Origin of the sequence: Bradyrhizobium sp. TM233 (assembly GCF_036247965.1) — a bacterium.
GTDB lineage: Bacteria > Pseudomonadota > Alphaproteobacteria > Rhizobiales > Xanthobacteraceae > Bradyrhizobium > Bradyrhizobium ottawaense.
In genome coordinates this window covers 1-14,088 of sequence record NZ_BTIG01000019.1, presented here as the reverse complement: position 1 = coordinate 14,088, position 14,088 = coordinate 1, and the positions used below count along the sequence as shown (strand labels likewise).

Here is a 14,088-nt window from a genome sequence, read left to right as displayed (position 1 = left end):
CTGTCAATTCGGAATTTCCCGCCCCAGTTCTTTCCGAGGAAGAATCCTACAAATTGGGCACTTCTGGAGAAAATGGGGGAAGTAGTTCGACTCTTTATGCAAAGAGCAGACGATCGCCAATTTAGCTGGGCTCAAATCGACCTATCTGGACGTGAACGAGACTGATCCCCCCAGGGGTCGGGCTATCAACGTATTCAAAGCCATCGAATGGTGGCTGCCAATCACCTCCTCTTCTCCGACCAGACGCCGGTGCAGTATCGCCGGCGACTAAGAAGCAAGCCAACGCGGTATTGCCTCGAAGAGGGCTGGCCGGACCTAAGGTTGGGCTATGCCGGAAGACTTTTTTGTACGTTACACTGAGTAGCAGGTCGACGACCCTGCTCCAGTCGTCTTGCCCGCCGGGCCAAGCTCTGCGGCCGTGCGCTCCTCCTCCCGCCATTTCGGCGATAAACGTGCCGAGCATCGGTTCATTTGCGACCTTGCTCGGCGTAGGCCGCGCTTGGTGTTGCGTCCAGATTGGCGGAGCGGCCTGTGTCTTCTTGAAGTGGCGATCAATGACGCCAAATGTACCGGATTGCGCTCCAGCTGTTGTCGCGAGGAGATACTGATCGGTACCGTACACAGGATCGGCGAAGCTAAACTGAGGCCAAGCCTGATACAATTCCAACTGGCGTGTGCTCGATGATCCCTTCAGACTGACGCGCCGCGCCTTCGAAGCCATCTTCGCTTGAACCAGGGTGGCGAAGCGCTTGGTCTTGCCGCTATCGGTGAAGTCCACGACAATCAGCAGATCAGCCAACTCACACGTTTGCACGTTCCTTCCGGTAGGCCGAAATCCCACCAGCGGCGCCGCATGACAGAACACGCCAGTCAAATTCAACAACATCTTAGATTTAGAGAGGATCGGCGCCCAATCCGCAGCGATCCGATTGACGCCACCCAGAACAACTGCGGCGACGAGACCGACCTCCGTCCGGGGGACCGTCCGCATTCCCTGTGAGCCATGAAGCAACACATCCTCTATCACCGCATTCGCAGCGAGGGACATCTTCGCAATCGTTAGGGGTGCCATCATTAAAGGCTACAGGTCAGGAGAAATCGATAGCTGACGCAACCTAAGCGAATATACTGCAGTTCCGCAATTGGGCGTTCGATTGCAGCTCGTCATCCCGGCTCGCTGGCCATGACTAGCAAGCGCCGACGTAGATGATTGAGGCGCTGAGCCGTATTGGAGTTGAGGGCGCTGGAGAGAAGCATGGCTGAGCTGAGTCTGCCGATACTACCTGAGTTTTTATTTCGATACCGGCCTTTAACAGGACCAGATGACGAGGTTTATGGTCCCGGCACCGTGTTCGATCGCGAGGTTAAGGCGATCATGGAGCCCTACCTTTGGTGTGCCGACTTCAAGAACCTCAATGACCCCATGGAAGGTCTGTTCGATCCTACCCGCCGACTAAAAAAACATTCAAGGTGGCAGACGGTTGTCGACGAGATCATCGCTGGAAAATCTGGGATAGGCGTCGCTAGTTTCAGTGACACTAAACATAACGAATTGATGTGGACGCATTATGCCGGCCGCTCCTCCGGTATTTGCGTCGAGTATCGTCCGCTAAAACTTGTGGCCAGTTTGCCTCGGGAGACTCGGCTGGTCCGGGTCGCTTATGACGACAAGCCTGCCTTCGTCTCGGTTGCTGATATGGACAATATCCCCTCTGCCATCCAAAAGGTTCTCTCCCAGAAGAAATTCAATTGGGCGTACGAACGCGAATGGCGGCTGCTGAGCTTAGTTGGCGCTACAAAAGTCAACGAAAAGACCGCGATAAAGCGCATTTATCTCGGCACTCGCATCACGGATGAGCACAGGTCGAAACTTAGGGAGGCAGTTGCGGGCAGCCACATCGAAATCTACGAGATGCGTGTGAACGGCTATAGGTACACCCACCACAAGATTAAGACGCTGACTTCCCCCAAATGACGGCACACTATCCCACTTCCGCCGTTCTAGGCGTGGCCCCTTGGTCATGGGTGCAAGAGACGTTCGAATCTGTTGGCAGTCTCCTTTGATCGACTAACTCCTTCCGAGATAGCGTTCCAACATCGAACAACCTCCCTGTCTAAGGCTGCTCGCTTTTTCTCTGGAAGCATCGGCACGACAACCTGCTCGATTTCGTCTGGTTCAAGAGCGTCGATAACGCTGCCGGTGGCACGGGCCTTCAATTGCAGTTGAACCCAAGGGGAGGACAGGCAGAGGTAAAGATATCCGGGACCAATCGACTTTGGAAACGCACGCATCACATGCTCGCTGGCCATCCAGCCGTCCCAGATTGGCATAACGTAGGCGGGTTCTCCGAGAGCTTCCTCACTACGACCGTCGCACGTAAAGATGGTTGAGCCGGCCTTCAGGACGAACTTGTCAGGGTCCTTAAAGGATCGATCGCTAATATGCTTCAGATTCACAGGCCTTGCCTGAAGCATTTGCCGCCCGGATAGTACCGGCCTCCCGTTAGGCGGCTCCACGTAGTACCGGATATATCGATCGAGTGTCTTCAGATCGGCCACGTCGCCAAGCTGAGCCCCTCCACCGCGTGAGATCAAGTCGGCGCATTTCCTCACAGTTGGATCGTGAGAAGCTGCGTCCAGCCGAGAGCCGATCTTGCTGGACGAGAGAGAGAAGGCGTCTCCACATTCCTTTGAAAGGTAAGTACCGCTTGGAGGCAGCATGCTCAGCCCTGCTTCGCCGTGCAGGGCTTCCGCTGCTTCGTCTAGTCCAACTCGCCCGTTATCGATCATTTTTTCGGCCTGCTTCATCTCCGAAGCAATAGAGCGGCGATGATCCTCATCGAGCCAAGGCAATTTCAGAGCCAGAACTTCGTTAGGGGAAAGATGGTCAACAGTCGTCCCCGAGCGCCCTCGCTTGATGAGCGTCTGGGCTGTGTCGGTCAGCAGATACGCGAGTAGATAGTATCCCACATCAGCTGACTTAGGCACGATCCTCATGATGTCAGTCATGGCGAACCGGGCTAGGTATCGATTAACGTAGGCCACCGGACCCAGATTGCGTCCGGAGGATGGAGTTAGAATCATCCCCTCTTTGAGCAGCAGTTCGTCGTAGTGCTTCGTTCTCGCCTTTGAGACAAATCTGCCGCTTCGCGGCCGAATGTCGAACGCATCGTGCGCCCGAAGATACGGAGCGCCCGCCTTAGAGCTGCGAGTCGTGACGAGTTTAGTGCGGCCCGGCACGAAGGCGTCCGCGATTTCAGCCACGGCGCGGGTGCGCATTAGCTCAATTCTGCGGGAAGCGTCCGCGAAAGCACCGCGGTAGAATGAAGCATCCAGACGAAAGGTCTTCCGCTCGATTGACAGAACTGAAACGGACTGAAATTCGATGTCGCGCGAGGTCACATTCATAGCGCGGTCAGACTCCGATATGGTTCTTCTTGATCCAGCTCCGGAAGACGTCGGGAATGTTAGCCAAATCGTCGTCGACGACTGGCACCTTCTCAACAATCTCGCGCTCGACGACCTCGCCCTCAACGAAGACTTTCACGCGGCTCTTACGCTCCGCGAGAATGTCGTTGCCGGTCTCGTCGCGCAGCCAGACCGTGTTTCCGCGTTTGTCATGTCCGATCTTCTTGGTGACCGCAAAAAAGATCGGATAGTCGGGGGATCGCCCGACCTCGTCCGCGGATAGTCGTCTCAAGACAACCATGCTCGTTTGGGTATCGTTTCTTGGCTGAAAAAGGTCTCGTTGCATATCGACCACCGCAATGACTTGCGCGTGATCGAGTATCCACTGGCGTACATATGCGAGCGAAACATTGTTGAGGATGCCATTGGGAATCACCATGGCCATCAGGCCCGTACCGGGCTTGAGAAATTGAATGCACCTTTCGATAAACAAAATCTCGGGAGGCTGGCTACTTTGAAGAACGGCTTCGCCGGCGGCATTCTTCCGCTGGCTCCAGGCGCGCGAGGTCTCATCGTAATCCCAAGCGGATGCTAGATCATACTGTCTAAGCACCTCGGGAGCATCAATCTTGATGTTCGTGCCGAACGGCGGATTGGTTACGACCAGATCAAACGAACCGAGTGGGGCGACGGAGCGAGCTTCCTCGCTCCATGTCGCGGGATCAGCCAGTGAGTTGGCTTGTGCAAGCCCTCCTGATCCATCGTTGTTCATGACCATGTTCATCTTGGCCGCACGAACAAGGCCAGGATTGATGTCGAGACCGGAGATCGTCTCAGCGAGCAGCTTGTTCCGAGCCCGAAATTCTTCCTGAAGCTCGACCGCGCGAGGATTTTGCGGATCTCGGCGAAGCTTCCGACGTTGATTATCGAACTTCTCCAAGATCGCGTTCATCGCCGTAATCAAAAATCCACCGGTTCCGCAGCAAGGATCGAGGATGCGTTGGCCGGGCTTGGGGTCGATCATAGCGACTGCCATCCGGCAGGCGTTGCGAGGGGTAAAAAACTCTCCCCTGTCGCCACGCAAGTTCGCGCCTACGATCTCCTCATATGCTATGCCCTTCACGTCGACGGCCGACTCCAACAGCGAGTAGGGCTGTAGCTGAGCCACGATGTAGGCAAGAACCTCCTTTGGAACTGCTACATCTTCCTTGGCTGGAAATATCGAAGGGAAGTCCTTTTTTACGTCTTTGAATAGGGCGTCGATCCGAGCCTTGCACTTCAACTGGCCGGGCGTTGTCTTCTGTTCGGCTGAAGTGACATAAAACTCAAGTGAATGTCCGCTCCGCTCATCCTGGGCCTTGCAGAAAATAACCTTCAAAAGCTCCCAGAATGCCTCGGGCTTCTGTAGTCCCGTGTTTCCCGCGATGTAGTTGTGACATCGACGGAAGGCGAATAAGAGATTGTCTGCCGTGGCTGGACGCAGCAATCGTCTGTCCGGAGCACCGGCATCTGCTTTCTTTTCGCCCTTCGTCGGAATGTCGACAACCGTATCAAATAGAACGGAGCCGTTGACTTCAGCCCGAGCAAAGCAGAGGCGTTGCGCACTTCCATTTGTCCAAAGCCCGAAGCGACAGTTGGGACAAGCCGCCATATACGACTTCAGTTGAGCGACGCCCTCTTTCTTGTCTTCAGATGGCGTTCCTTCGCGTTTGCACTCGACGATTCCGATGATGTTCTCTTGGAGGTGCTGTTTGCCCTCTTGGTAGATTGCAATGTCGACTTGCTTTTTGCCTGAGCCCATTTGGATCGTGACGCCGACACGAATCTCACCTCGGGGATAGCGATATTCGTGAACAAGGCTGCGGGCGATGTTTTGACGAACGTATTCTTCGGGGGTCCTGTTCCGCAAAGTCTTGCCGTCGATGAAGTCGACGACCTTGTTCTCTGGTACGCGCTCGGGCGCTGCTGGCATTGGACCCCGTCCCCCACTTTTAGAATCGAGGGACGACCATGAATCGACGCACCGTAGATTACAAGCTGGCGGCTCGCTGAAGGCATCTGACACAAGGCAGCGCGTGAAGCGATGCGCGGCAATCGAGGGTCGGGGAAATTCGCCTTTTGCTGTTCCGTATTAGAGGCGACATTCCCCAGCGTGGGGGGTACTCGCATAAAAAAATTGGCTGACGGAGGCCTTGCACCCTTTCCAACCACCTTGTGGTTACGCGGTGGTTCCAGAGACCCTACAGTGAGGGTCGCATCGAATCATCAGCCAGTTTTTGGAAGCAAAAACAAAGAGTTGAGTGGTGCCGCAAGAGGGATTCGAACCCCCGACCCCGTCATTACGAATGACGTGCTCTACCAACTGAGCTATTGCGGCGAACCCTGCCGGGGCCAAGGCGATGCCGGCCCCGATACGCGCGCTCCTGATATCGGGCATGGCCCGAATTGGCAAGGACAAGCCGGGTTCGAAATGCGGCTCACGCGCCCCAGCGGGACCAGAATCCGCGCCAGCCGCCGGCCTGGGCCTTGGGCGTACCGATTTGTTCCGTAAATTCATCGCTGGGACCCTCGTCATCGATCCCGGGATCGTCGGGGGCCCGGACGATCGGGATGACCGCGGGGATCGGCGCGGCCGCGGGTTTGCCGAGATCGGCGCGGCTCCGGAACACGGGTGTCGCCGCCGGCGGGGATGATTCGGCGGGCTCAGGGGCCGGCTGGACCGGTTCGGCGGTCGCAACTGCCGGCTCTTCCTTGGCCATTGGGGGCGCATTGTCCTGCGCCGCCGGCACTGGCGCCGGTGCTGGTGCTGGTGCTGTCACGGGCGGTTCCGCCTGGCTTTCGCTGGGAGCCACCGTCACCCGCTTCGGCGGCGGGGCCGCCAGCATGGCCTCCTCGAAGGCCGAGGATTCGATCGTGGTCCCCTTGTCCGAAGGCAGGCTCGCGACCGGGGTCTGCCACTGGAACGCATCAAGGCGGCCGGTGACCGGGGAGACCGGGCGCCAGCGGTCACTGACATAACCGTCCGCGGTCCAGGCCGGATCGTGACGGGCCCGCACCGCGCGCAGGGTCCAGGCGCGAGCGCGGCCGCCATCGCCGTGCTCGGTGCGCTCGATCTCGGCCATCAGCAGCGCGACGCGCTGGGTCGGATCGTTGACGTAGGGCGCCAGCACCTCGCGCGCGCGGGCGAACTCGGAGGCGTCGATCGCGGCGCGCGCGATCGCGAGCTGGCCCTCGACATGGCCGGTCTTGTCGGCAGGCGTTTTGGCCGCGAGCGTCTCGACCCGCTGCAGGCGCTGCCGCGCGGAATCGCCGAGCTTCACATGCGCGTAGGCTTCCGCGAGATCCGGATGCGGATTGGTGAGCCAGGCGGCTTCGACCAGCTTCATGGCACGGCGCACCTGATGCGCCTCGCTCTCGAATTTCGCGGCGAGCACCGCCGCCGGCACCAGCGTCGGTGCCAGCTTGATCGCCTCCATCACGCTCTCGCGCGCGACGTCGCGGTCCATGGTTGCCAATTCCAGCGCGCGTGCGGTGAGCAACACGCCGCGCTGCCGGCGATAGGCCTGCTTGTCGATCAGGCCTGCGGACAAATTCGAATCGAGTATCGCGAGCGCGCCGCTCCAGTCGCCGCGCGCGCAGCGGAAGCCGAGCACCGCATGCGAGGCCCAGGTCGAGGACGGCGACAGCTTGATCGCTTCCTCCGCGATCATCACGGCGCCGACCGCATCGTCGGCGCGCTGCGCCTCGATGAACAGGCCGCGCAGGCCGAGCAGGCGCGTGTCCTCGCGCTCGGCCATGGCGCGGAAGACGCGCTGCGCCTCGTCGCGATTGCCTTCGAGCTGCGCCGACTGCGCATGCAGGAGCAGCGCGAGCGGATCATTCGGGGCATGCCGCCGCGCCGCCTCGGCGTGACGGCGGGCGAGCGCGGTGTCACCATGACCGATCGCGAGCAGGCCGTGGGTGATGGCGTGGCGGCCCCGCGCGTGGCGCTTGTCGTGGCGGCGGCGGCGCAGACGCCCCGGCGTGCGCCAGATCGTGGTCAGGATGCTCCAGACCAGCACGACGGCGGCGGCAAACAGCCCAAGCAGGAACACGAATCTGGGAAGCGTGGTCGAGACGCGGAAACCGCCGGCGGTCAGGACGAGATCGCCGGGCTGGTCGGCAACCCAGGCCGCGCCGGCCGCCGCCAGCGCGATCAGGACAAGGAAGAGGACGATGCGAAGCATGACGATCCCTATACGCGCTGATTGTTGCGCGAAGCTTTATTGAGCAGGCTTGACGAGATCCGCCATGGCATCGTCGGCGAACTTGCGGGAAGCGGCGAGCGCAGCGTCGCGGGCATCGGCCTTGTCGAGCCAGGCCTGTGCCGGTGCACGATCGGCCTCGGCCAGCGTCTTGAGCTCGCGCCGCGCTTCCACGAAATCATTGCGAAGCGCCGCGGCCGTCACCCGCGCGACGATGGCGCCACGATCGTTGCCGACCCCGTCGGTGCGCTCGATGCGGACGAGCTTTGACGCTCCTGCCTGGAGACGCTCGACGATGCCCGTGCCGCTGGCCTGGGCTTCCGCCGGCGGCGACAGCTTCGGCACGATGTTGAGCAACTCGCGGCTCAGCGCCACCGGCGTCGGGATGCCCGACGCGGCAAAGGTGTCGAGCGGCTTCAGCATATCGGGCTTTGCCGCCATCGCCCGCGCTGCGGCCAATTGCGACTCGTAAGCATCGCCGTGACGAACGGCGACGTCGAGCAGGGCCGCCGCCACCACATGGCGCAGCGGCTTGTCGTCCATCGTCTTCGCATCGGCGATCTTCTCGCCCTGCTGCGCGAGCTCAGCGCGTTCGGTCTTGCTGGCACGCTCGAGCTGGGCGATGCGCTCGTTCAGAGCGGCGAGGTCGGGCGCCGCAGCACGCGGCGCCGATTTCGCATCGTTCAATGTGCTCGCGGTCTTGTCGAACTGCGCGCGCAGATTGGCGACGTCGCTGCGCAAGGCATTTGCGGATTTCTCCAGCGCGTCGATCCGCCCCGCCATGGCGGGATCGGCGGCGGGTTTGCCGGCCTTGGCTTCGACTGCCGCAACGCGACCGCTCAGCGCATCGACCGTCGCGCTCGTGACTTGCGGGGCGGCCGGCGGCGCCTGTACGGCGGGCCAGCCCAGCATCCAGCCGACCGCGATCACGACCGCCGCTGCGACAGCGCCGGAGAACGGCGCAATAACCCAGGGCGAAATCGGCGCGGACGCGACGGAAGGCCGTTCCTCGGCGCGTTCAGGCTGCGACTCGGACTTGATTTCTCCGGACTCGGCTTCCTCGACCCTGGTCCGCTCGTGTGCGGCCTGCTCGGGCTCCGAGTGAGCCTCCGGCTCGACAGCCGTTTCCTGCGGCTGGGTCGAGACTTCGGTGGCTTCGAGGTCGATGGTGGGCGGAGTGCGCTTGGCACGGCCGGACTCAGGAGCCAATCCTGCGTCTTCAGGCTTGTCGTCGGCCATCGTGACGGTTCCTCACACTTCCATACTCGGGACGGCCCCGATTACGTCGGATTCGGCCCGACCTCTTACGCCAAACGGGTGCGCAACGCACGCTCCAAGGTGGTAAATAAGGCATTTTCGTCCGGTGTCGCAGCCACCAGAACCTGCGACGCGCCGGCATCGCGCAGCACGCTGGCAACGGCCTCGGACAGGCAGCATTGCGGTATGGCCAGCGCCGAGATTTCGACGCCTTCGTCCCTGGCGGCATCCAGGAACGCCCGGGCGCTGCGCCGGGAGTAGTGCAGCACCGCCTCGACACCGTGAGCGGCAAAGCCCTCGCAGACCTCGCGCGGCAGATGCTTGACCGGCGCCATGCGATAGGTCGTCTGCGTGACCACGCTAAACCCCTCCGCACCAAGCTCGCCGCCGAGGTCGCGCGACAAATCCGCGCCTGCGAGATACAGCAGCGTGCTCTTTTTCTTCAGCACCTTGTCACGTGCGCTCTGCATCACCTTGTCGCGCAAGGACGCGGCGTCGCCCCCGGCGACGATCACCTCGGCAAAGCCGGCGTCGCGCGCCGCAGCAGCCGTATGCTCGCCGACCGCAAACAACGGCAGCTTGAGGAGACCAAGATCCCGCAATTGTGGCGCGACGGCACGGATCGCGTTGGCCGATGTGACGAGGATGGCACCGTAGGGCGCTTCACTCTCGTCATGGAAGGCGACCGGCTCGAGCTTGAGCACCGGCGCAAGCAGCACCGCAAGCCCCCGCGCGCGCAGACTTTCCGCCGTCGCCTCATTGTCGGGATGCGGCCGTGTGACAAGAATGGACATCGCTGGTGTTCCCGAACCACGTGGCGGTGGTGCATGACGAGGACGGCTGCGCGTGACGATTGCGCAATCCGGCCCCGGAATGCTACCGGACGTACCAGAACTCTGCTTTGCGGATGAGCGCAAGGGCGCAAATTGGATAACAATTCGCCAATGCTGGTACTGGGCATCGAAACAACCTGCGACGAGACAGCCGCGGCGGTGGTCGAGCGCGCGCCTGACGGCAGCGGCAGGATCCTGTCCAACATCGTGCGGTCGCAGATCGAGGAGCACGCCCGCTTCGGCGGCGTGGTCCCGGAGATCGCCGCCCGCGCCCATGTCGACCTGCTCGACGGCATCATCGAGCGCGCGATGCAGGAGGCCGGCGTCGGCTTCGCCCAGTTGGGCGGCGTCGCGGCCGCGGCGGGGCCGGGCTTGATCGGCGGCGTCATCGTCGGGCTCACCACCGCGAAGGCGATCGCGATGGTGCACAACACCCCGCTGGTCGCGGTGAACCATCTGGAGGCGCATGCGCTGACGCCGCGCCTCACGGACGGAATCGAATTTCCCTATTGCCTGTTCCTCGCCTCGGGCGGCCATACCCAGATCGTCGCGGTCACCGGCGTCGGTCAGTATGTACGGCTCGGCACCACCGTCGACGACGCGATCGGCGAGGCCTTCGACAAGGTCGCGAAGATGCTGGGCCTGCCCTATCCCGGCGGCCCGCAGGTCGAGCGCGCGGCGGCAGACGGCGATGCCACGCGCTTTGCATTTCCGCGGCCGATGCAGGGACGCCCCGACGCCAATTTCTCGCTGTCGGGATTGAAGACGGCAGTCCGCAGTGAAGCGAGCCGGCTGGTCGAGATCACGCCGCAGGACATCAGCGATCTCTGCGCGAGCTTCCAGGCCGCCGTGCTCGATTCGACCGCCGACCGGCTGAGCGTCGGCCTCAAGCTGTTCCGCGAAAAATTCGGCGCGCCGCGCGCCCTGGTCGCGGCCGGCGGCGTCGCCGCCAATCAGGCGATCCGCGGCGCCCTCGATGACGTCGCACGGCAAGCCGGGACGCAACTGATCATGCCGCCACCGGCGCTCTGCACCGACAACGGCGCGATGATCGCCTGGGCCGGCGCCGAACGCCTCGCGCTCGGCCTGACCGACACGATGGAAGCGCAGCCCCGCGCGCGCTGGCTGCTCGATGCCAACGCAACGGCGCCGGCCGGCTACGGCAAGACCCGGGCGGGATTTTAGCCATGACCACGTTCCAATCCGTCGCGGTGATCGGGGCGGGCGCCTGGGGCACGGCGCTGGCGACCGTGGCGGCGCGGGCGGGACGGAGCGTCACGCTCTGGGCACGCAATGCCGAGCATGCCGCGCGGATCGCCTCGACACGTGATAATCCGCGACTGCCCGGCGTGCAGATCGCGCCGGAGATCGTCGTGACCAGCGATCTGGCGCTCACCGCACGCGCCGACATGTTGCTGATCGCAACACCGGCGCAGCATTTGCGCGGCGCCGTCAACATGCTGGCCTCGCATCTCACAAGGCCGATGCCGATCGTCGCCTGCGCCAAGGGCATCGAGCACGGCACTCACAAATTCATGACCGACGTGATCGCGGAGGCCGCGCCGCACGCCCAGCCGGCGATCCTGTCGGGCCCGAGCTTTGCCGACGATGTCGCGCGCGGATTGCCGACGGCGGTGACGCTGGCGGCGAAGGACGAGGCGCTGGCGAGCAGCCTGGTGCAGGCGCTGGGCTCACCGACGTTTCGTCCCTATCATTCCACGGACATCCGCGGCATCGAGATCGGCGGCGCGGCCAAGAACGTGCTGGCGATCGCAGTCGGCATCGCGGTCGGGCGCAAGCTCGGCGCTTCCGCCCAGGCCGCGCTGACGACCCGCGGCTTTGCCGAGCTGACGCGCCTCGGCCGCGCGCTCGGCGCACGCAGCGAAACGATCACCGGCCTGTCTGGCCTCGGCGATTTGATCCTGACCTGCTCGAGCCCGCAATCGCGCAATTTCGCCCTTGGCCTTGCTTTGGGCCGCGGCGAGCAGCCGCCTGCGGGCAAGCTTGCCGAGGGCGAGTTCACCGCGCCGGTGCTGATCGAACTCGCAGCCTCGCAAAACGTCGAGATGCCGGTATCAGAAGCTGTCGCGTCGATCCTGAGCGGCCGGAGCACGATCGACGCCGCGATCTCGGCACTGATGACGCGCCCCTTCAAGGCAGAGGAATAGGCATGGCGTACTGGCTGGTGAAATCCGAACCGTCGGTGTGGTCCTGGGACCAGCAGGTGGAAAAGGGCGCCAAGGGCGAGGCCTGGACCGGCGTGCGCAATTACACCGCGCGCCAGAACCTCGTCGCCATGAAGAAGGGCGACAAGGCGTTCTTCTATCATTCCAACGAGGGCAAGGAGATCGTCGGCATCGCGGAGATCATCAAGGAGGCCTATCCCGATCCGACCGACAAGACCGAGAAATTCGTCTGCGTCGATATCAAGGCCGACAAGCCGTTGAAGACGCCGGTGACGATGGCCGCGATCAAGGGCGAGAAGAAGCTCGCCGACATGGCGCTGGTGAAATATTCGCGCCTGTCGGTGCAGCCGGTGACGGCCGAGGAATGGAAGCTCGTCTGCAAGATGGGCGGGGTTTAGGCGTTGCTGCCGTAGCCCGGATGGAACGCAACGCAATCCGGGAAGGACTTCATGTAGCACGCCCCGGATCACGCTTCGCTCCGTCCGGGCTACGACATCCGACCCGGCATCTCCGGCAGCGCAAACACCTCGCATGGCGCAGCAATGCCGCGCAGCGAATGCGATCCAAGCGAGATCAACGGCATGTCCGTTTCCGCGGCAAGCGCACCCGACACCAGCACGGTCCTGCCGAGCGGCTTGCACAAGCCTTCGAGCCGACTGGCGAGGTTGACGGCGGGGCCGATCGCCGTGAAGTCGAGCCGGTTGGCGGCGCCGATATTGCCCCACAGCATCTGGCCCAGATGGAGCGCGGCACCGAATGCCAGCGGCGGCAACTCTTGAGCGCCGCGCTCCTTGTTGAGATAGACCATGCCGGCCTCGGCCGCGCCTGCGGCACGCAGGGCGGCATCGCACGCGCTGCGGGGCGATGCCTCGACTACCGGAAAGATCGCGAGCACGCCGTCGCCGATGAATTTCAGCACCTCGCCGCCGAAGGCGTGGACAGCGCCAGCGATGCGGTCGAACCAGGCATCCAGCGCGGCGATGACCTGTGCAGGCGGAGAGGTTTCCGACAACGTCGTGAAGTTGCGCAGATCCGCATAGAGCAGCGCCGCCTGAATGGTCTCGCCGAGATCGCGCCGCAGAGGCGCCGCCAGCACCCGCTCCGCGCTGCGCTTGCCGAGATAAGCATCCAACGTCGCGCGCAACGTGGCGCGCGCGGCGAGCACGGCGAGGGGCGTCGCGGCAAAGCGCGCGGCCTGGCGCAATTGCCCGATGTCGTCCTCGGTGAACGGACGCGGCCCGATCCAGCAAAGCTGCGGCCCATCTGGACGTCCGACGGTGTCTTCGTGCACCTCGCCGCGCGCGATGTCGCGCAGCCAGCGGCGACCGGCATCGTTGGGCGGATCGGGCGCCAATCCGCCCGGCGCGAAGCCGAGTGCTTCGATCACCTGGCCGCTGCCGGCACGCCACAACCAGGTCCGTTTCGCGATCAGCGGATGCGGCACCTCCAGCGTCAGGGCGCCCGCGGCAAGCGGCACGCCATCGGCGGCCAGATGGGCGCCGAGTTCCGCAAGCAGGCGGTCCGCCCCGGAACTATCCGAGGCGGCATCGACAAGCCAGGCGAGCGTCGGCGACAACTGCATGACTCGATCATGGCGAAGGCGGGCCGTCTTTGTCACGGGCAATCCTTGACGGGCCGCTTCGGCGCCGCCATGTCCCAACGTCAGGGAATGGATGATCGCCGATGACCGAACCGTTCATAGTGCGACGCGAGACCCAGATCGCCGCACCACGCGCCACCGTTTTCGCCTACCTGACCGACCCCGAGAAGATCCTGAGCTGGATGGGCTCCGATGCGACCACGGAGCCGCATCCCGGCGGGCTTTATCTGCTCAAGGGCATCGGCCCCCGCGGCGGCGTCGCCCGCGGCGCCTTCCGCGAGGTCGTGCCGGTGCACCGTCTGGCCTACACGTTCGGATGGGAAGGCGGCCAGGAAGTGCCGCCCGGCTCGAGCCTGATCGAGATCGACCTGATCGAACGCGACGGCGGCACGCTGCTGCGCATGACCCATAGTGGCTTGCCGACCGCCGAGCAGGCGGCCGCGCACGCAACGGGGTGGGCGCATTATATCGAACGGCTCACGACCGCAGCCGCGGGCGGCGATCCCGGTCCGGACAGGGGTGTTTCAGACAAGACATAGGTCTCGTAGCAACCATTAAAG

Annotated in this window: 12 protein-coding genes and 1 tRNA gene; 5 read left to right on the top strand and 8 right to left on the bottom strand. The window is 63.0% G+C overall.

The window, feature by feature from the left end:
- Positions 1-121: 121 nt before the first annotated feature.
- Positions 122-1,048, bottom strand: coding sequence for a hypothetical protein (locus AABA86_RS28460; RefSeq protein ID WP_338309182.1), 927 nt, complete (start codon positions 1,046-1,048; stop codon positions 122-124).
- Between the two features lie 207 nt (positions 1,049-1,255).
- On the opposite strand from AABA86_RS28460, the gene AABA86_RS28455 reads away from it, so the two are divergent.
- A complete protein-coding gene (locus tag AABA86_RS28455) occupies positions 1,256-1,975 on the top strand; it encodes a DUF2971 domain-containing protein (protein WP_338309181.1) in 720 nt (239 codons plus the stop codon).
- A gap of 44 nt (positions 1,976-2,019) precedes the next feature.
- On the opposite strand, the gene AABA86_RS28450 is transcribed toward AABA86_RS28455, so the two are convergent.
- The 6 genes from AABA86_RS28450 to AABA86_RS28425 form a co-directional block, all read right to left on the bottom strand.
- Positions 2,020-3,408 carry a hypothetical protein gene (locus AABA86_RS28450; RefSeq protein WP_338309180.1) on the bottom strand — a complete coding sequence of 463 codons (1,389 nt, stop codon included), beginning with the start codon at positions 3,406-3,408 and terminating at the stop codon, positions 2,020-2,022.
- Between the two features lie 7 nt (positions 3,409-3,415).
- Positions 3,416-5,380, bottom strand: a complete 1,965-nt coding sequence (locus tag AABA86_RS28445; protein WP_338309179.1) for an N-6 DNA methylase — start codon at positions 5,378-5,380, stop codon at positions 3,416-3,418.
- Positions 5,381-5,709: 329 nt separating this feature from the next.
- Positions 5,710-5,785 (bottom strand) — tRNA-Thr (locus AABA86_RS28440).
- A gap of 100 nt (positions 5,786-5,885) precedes the next feature.
- Positions 5,886-7,634, bottom strand: a complete 1,749-nt coding sequence (locus tag AABA86_RS28435) for a heme biosynthesis protein HemY (RefSeq protein WP_338309178.1) — start codon at positions 7,632-7,634, stop codon at positions 5,886-5,888.
- A 36-nt stretch (positions 7,635-7,670) separates the two neighbouring features.
- Positions 7,671-8,891: a COG4223 family protein gene (locus AABA86_RS28430; protein WP_338309177.1), complete on the bottom strand. Its 1,221-nt coding sequence runs from the start codon at positions 8,889-8,891 to the stop codon at positions 7,671-7,673.
- Positions 8,892-8,956: 65 nt separating this feature from the next.
- Positions 8,957-9,703, bottom strand: coding sequence for a uroporphyrinogen-III synthase (locus AABA86_RS28425; protein ID WP_338309176.1), 747 nt, complete (start codon positions 9,701-9,703; stop codon positions 8,957-8,959).
- 150 nt (positions 9,704-9,853) lie between these two features.
- Between AABA86_RS28425 and tsaD the strand changes: the two genes are divergently transcribed.
- The 3 genes from tsaD to AABA86_RS28410 are packed head-to-tail and all read left to right on the top strand — an operon-like array spanning position 9,854 to position 12,326.
- A complete protein-coding gene (gene tsaD, locus AABA86_RS28420; RefSeq protein WP_338309175.1) occupies positions 9,854-10,927 on the top strand; it encodes a tRNA (adenosine(37)-N6)-threonylcarbamoyltransferase complex transferase subunit TsaD in 1,074 nt (357 codons plus the stop codon).
- 2 nt (positions 10,928-10,929) lie between these two features.
- Positions 10,930-11,910, top strand: coding sequence for an NAD(P)H-dependent glycerol-3-phosphate dehydrogenase (locus AABA86_RS28415; RefSeq protein WP_338309174.1), 981 nt, complete (start codon positions 10,930-10,932; stop codon positions 11,908-11,910).
- Between the two features lie 2 nt (positions 11,911-11,912).
- The gene (locus AABA86_RS28410; protein WP_212243154.1) at positions 11,913-12,326 is read left to right on the top strand and encodes an EVE domain-containing protein; all 414 of its coding nucleotides are present in this window, start codon (positions 11,913-11,915) and stop codon (positions 12,324-12,326) included.
- Between the two features lie 89 nt (positions 12,327-12,415).
- Here AABA86_RS28410 and AABA86_RS28405 read toward each other — a convergent pair whose 3' ends face one another.
- A complete protein-coding gene (locus AABA86_RS28405; RefSeq protein WP_212243156.1) occupies positions 12,416-13,510 on the bottom strand; it encodes an adenylate/guanylate cyclase domain-containing protein in 1,095 nt (364 codons plus the stop codon).
- 101 nt (positions 13,511-13,611) lie between these two features.
- On the opposite strand from AABA86_RS28405, the gene AABA86_RS28400 reads away from it, so the two are divergent.
- Positions 13,612-14,067, top strand: coding sequence for an SRPBCC family protein (locus AABA86_RS28400; RefSeq protein WP_212243158.1), 456 nt, complete (start codon positions 13,612-13,614; stop codon positions 14,065-14,067).
- Positions 14,068-14,088 lie beyond the last annotated feature (21 nt).

Coding starts and splice junctions, on each gene's coding strand:
- AABA86_RS28410 (WP_212243154.1), top strand. CDS start 11,913: ATGGCGTACTGGCTGGTGAAATCCGAACCGTCGGTGTGGTCCTGGGAC.
- AABA86_RS28460 (WP_338309182.1), bottom strand. CDS start 1,048: ATGTCCCTCGCTGCGAATGCGGTGATAGAGGATGTGTTGCTTCATGGC.
- AABA86_RS28445 (WP_338309179.1), bottom strand. CDS start 5,380: ATGCCAGCAGCGCCCGAGCGCGTACCAGAGAACAAGGTCGTCGACTTC.
- AABA86_RS28425 (WP_338309176.1), bottom strand. CDS start 9,703: ATGTCCATTCTTGTCACACGGCCGCATCCCGACAATGAGGCGACGGCG.
- tsaD (WP_338309175.1), top strand. CDS start 9,854: ATGCTGGTACTGGGCATCGAAACAACCTGCGACGAGACAGCCGCGGCG.
- AABA86_RS28435 (WP_338309178.1), bottom strand. CDS start 7,634: ATGCTTCGCATCGTCCTCTTCCTTGTCCTGATCGCGCTGGCGGCGGCC.
- AABA86_RS28415 (WP_338309174.1), top strand. CDS start 10,930: ATGACCACGTTCCAATCCGTCGCGGTGATCGGGGCGGGCGCCTGGGGC.
- AABA86_RS28430 (WP_338309177.1), bottom strand. CDS start 8,891: ATGGCCGACGACAAGCCTGAAGACGCAGGATTGGCTCCTGAGTCCGGC.
- AABA86_RS28450 (WP_338309180.1), bottom strand. CDS start 3,408: ATGAATGTGACCTCGCGCGACATCGAATTTCAGTCCGTTTCAGTTCTG.
- AABA86_RS28400 (WP_212243158.1), top strand. CDS start 13,612: ATGACCGAACCGTTCATAGTGCGACGCGAGACCCAGATCGCCGCACCA.
- AABA86_RS28455 (WP_338309181.1), top strand. CDS start 1,256: ATGGCTGAGCTGAGTCTGCCGATACTACCTGAGTTTTTATTTCGATAC.
- AABA86_RS28405 (WP_212243156.1), bottom strand. CDS start 13,510: ATGCAGTTGTCGCCGACGCTCGCCTGGCTTGTCGATGCCGCCTCGGAT.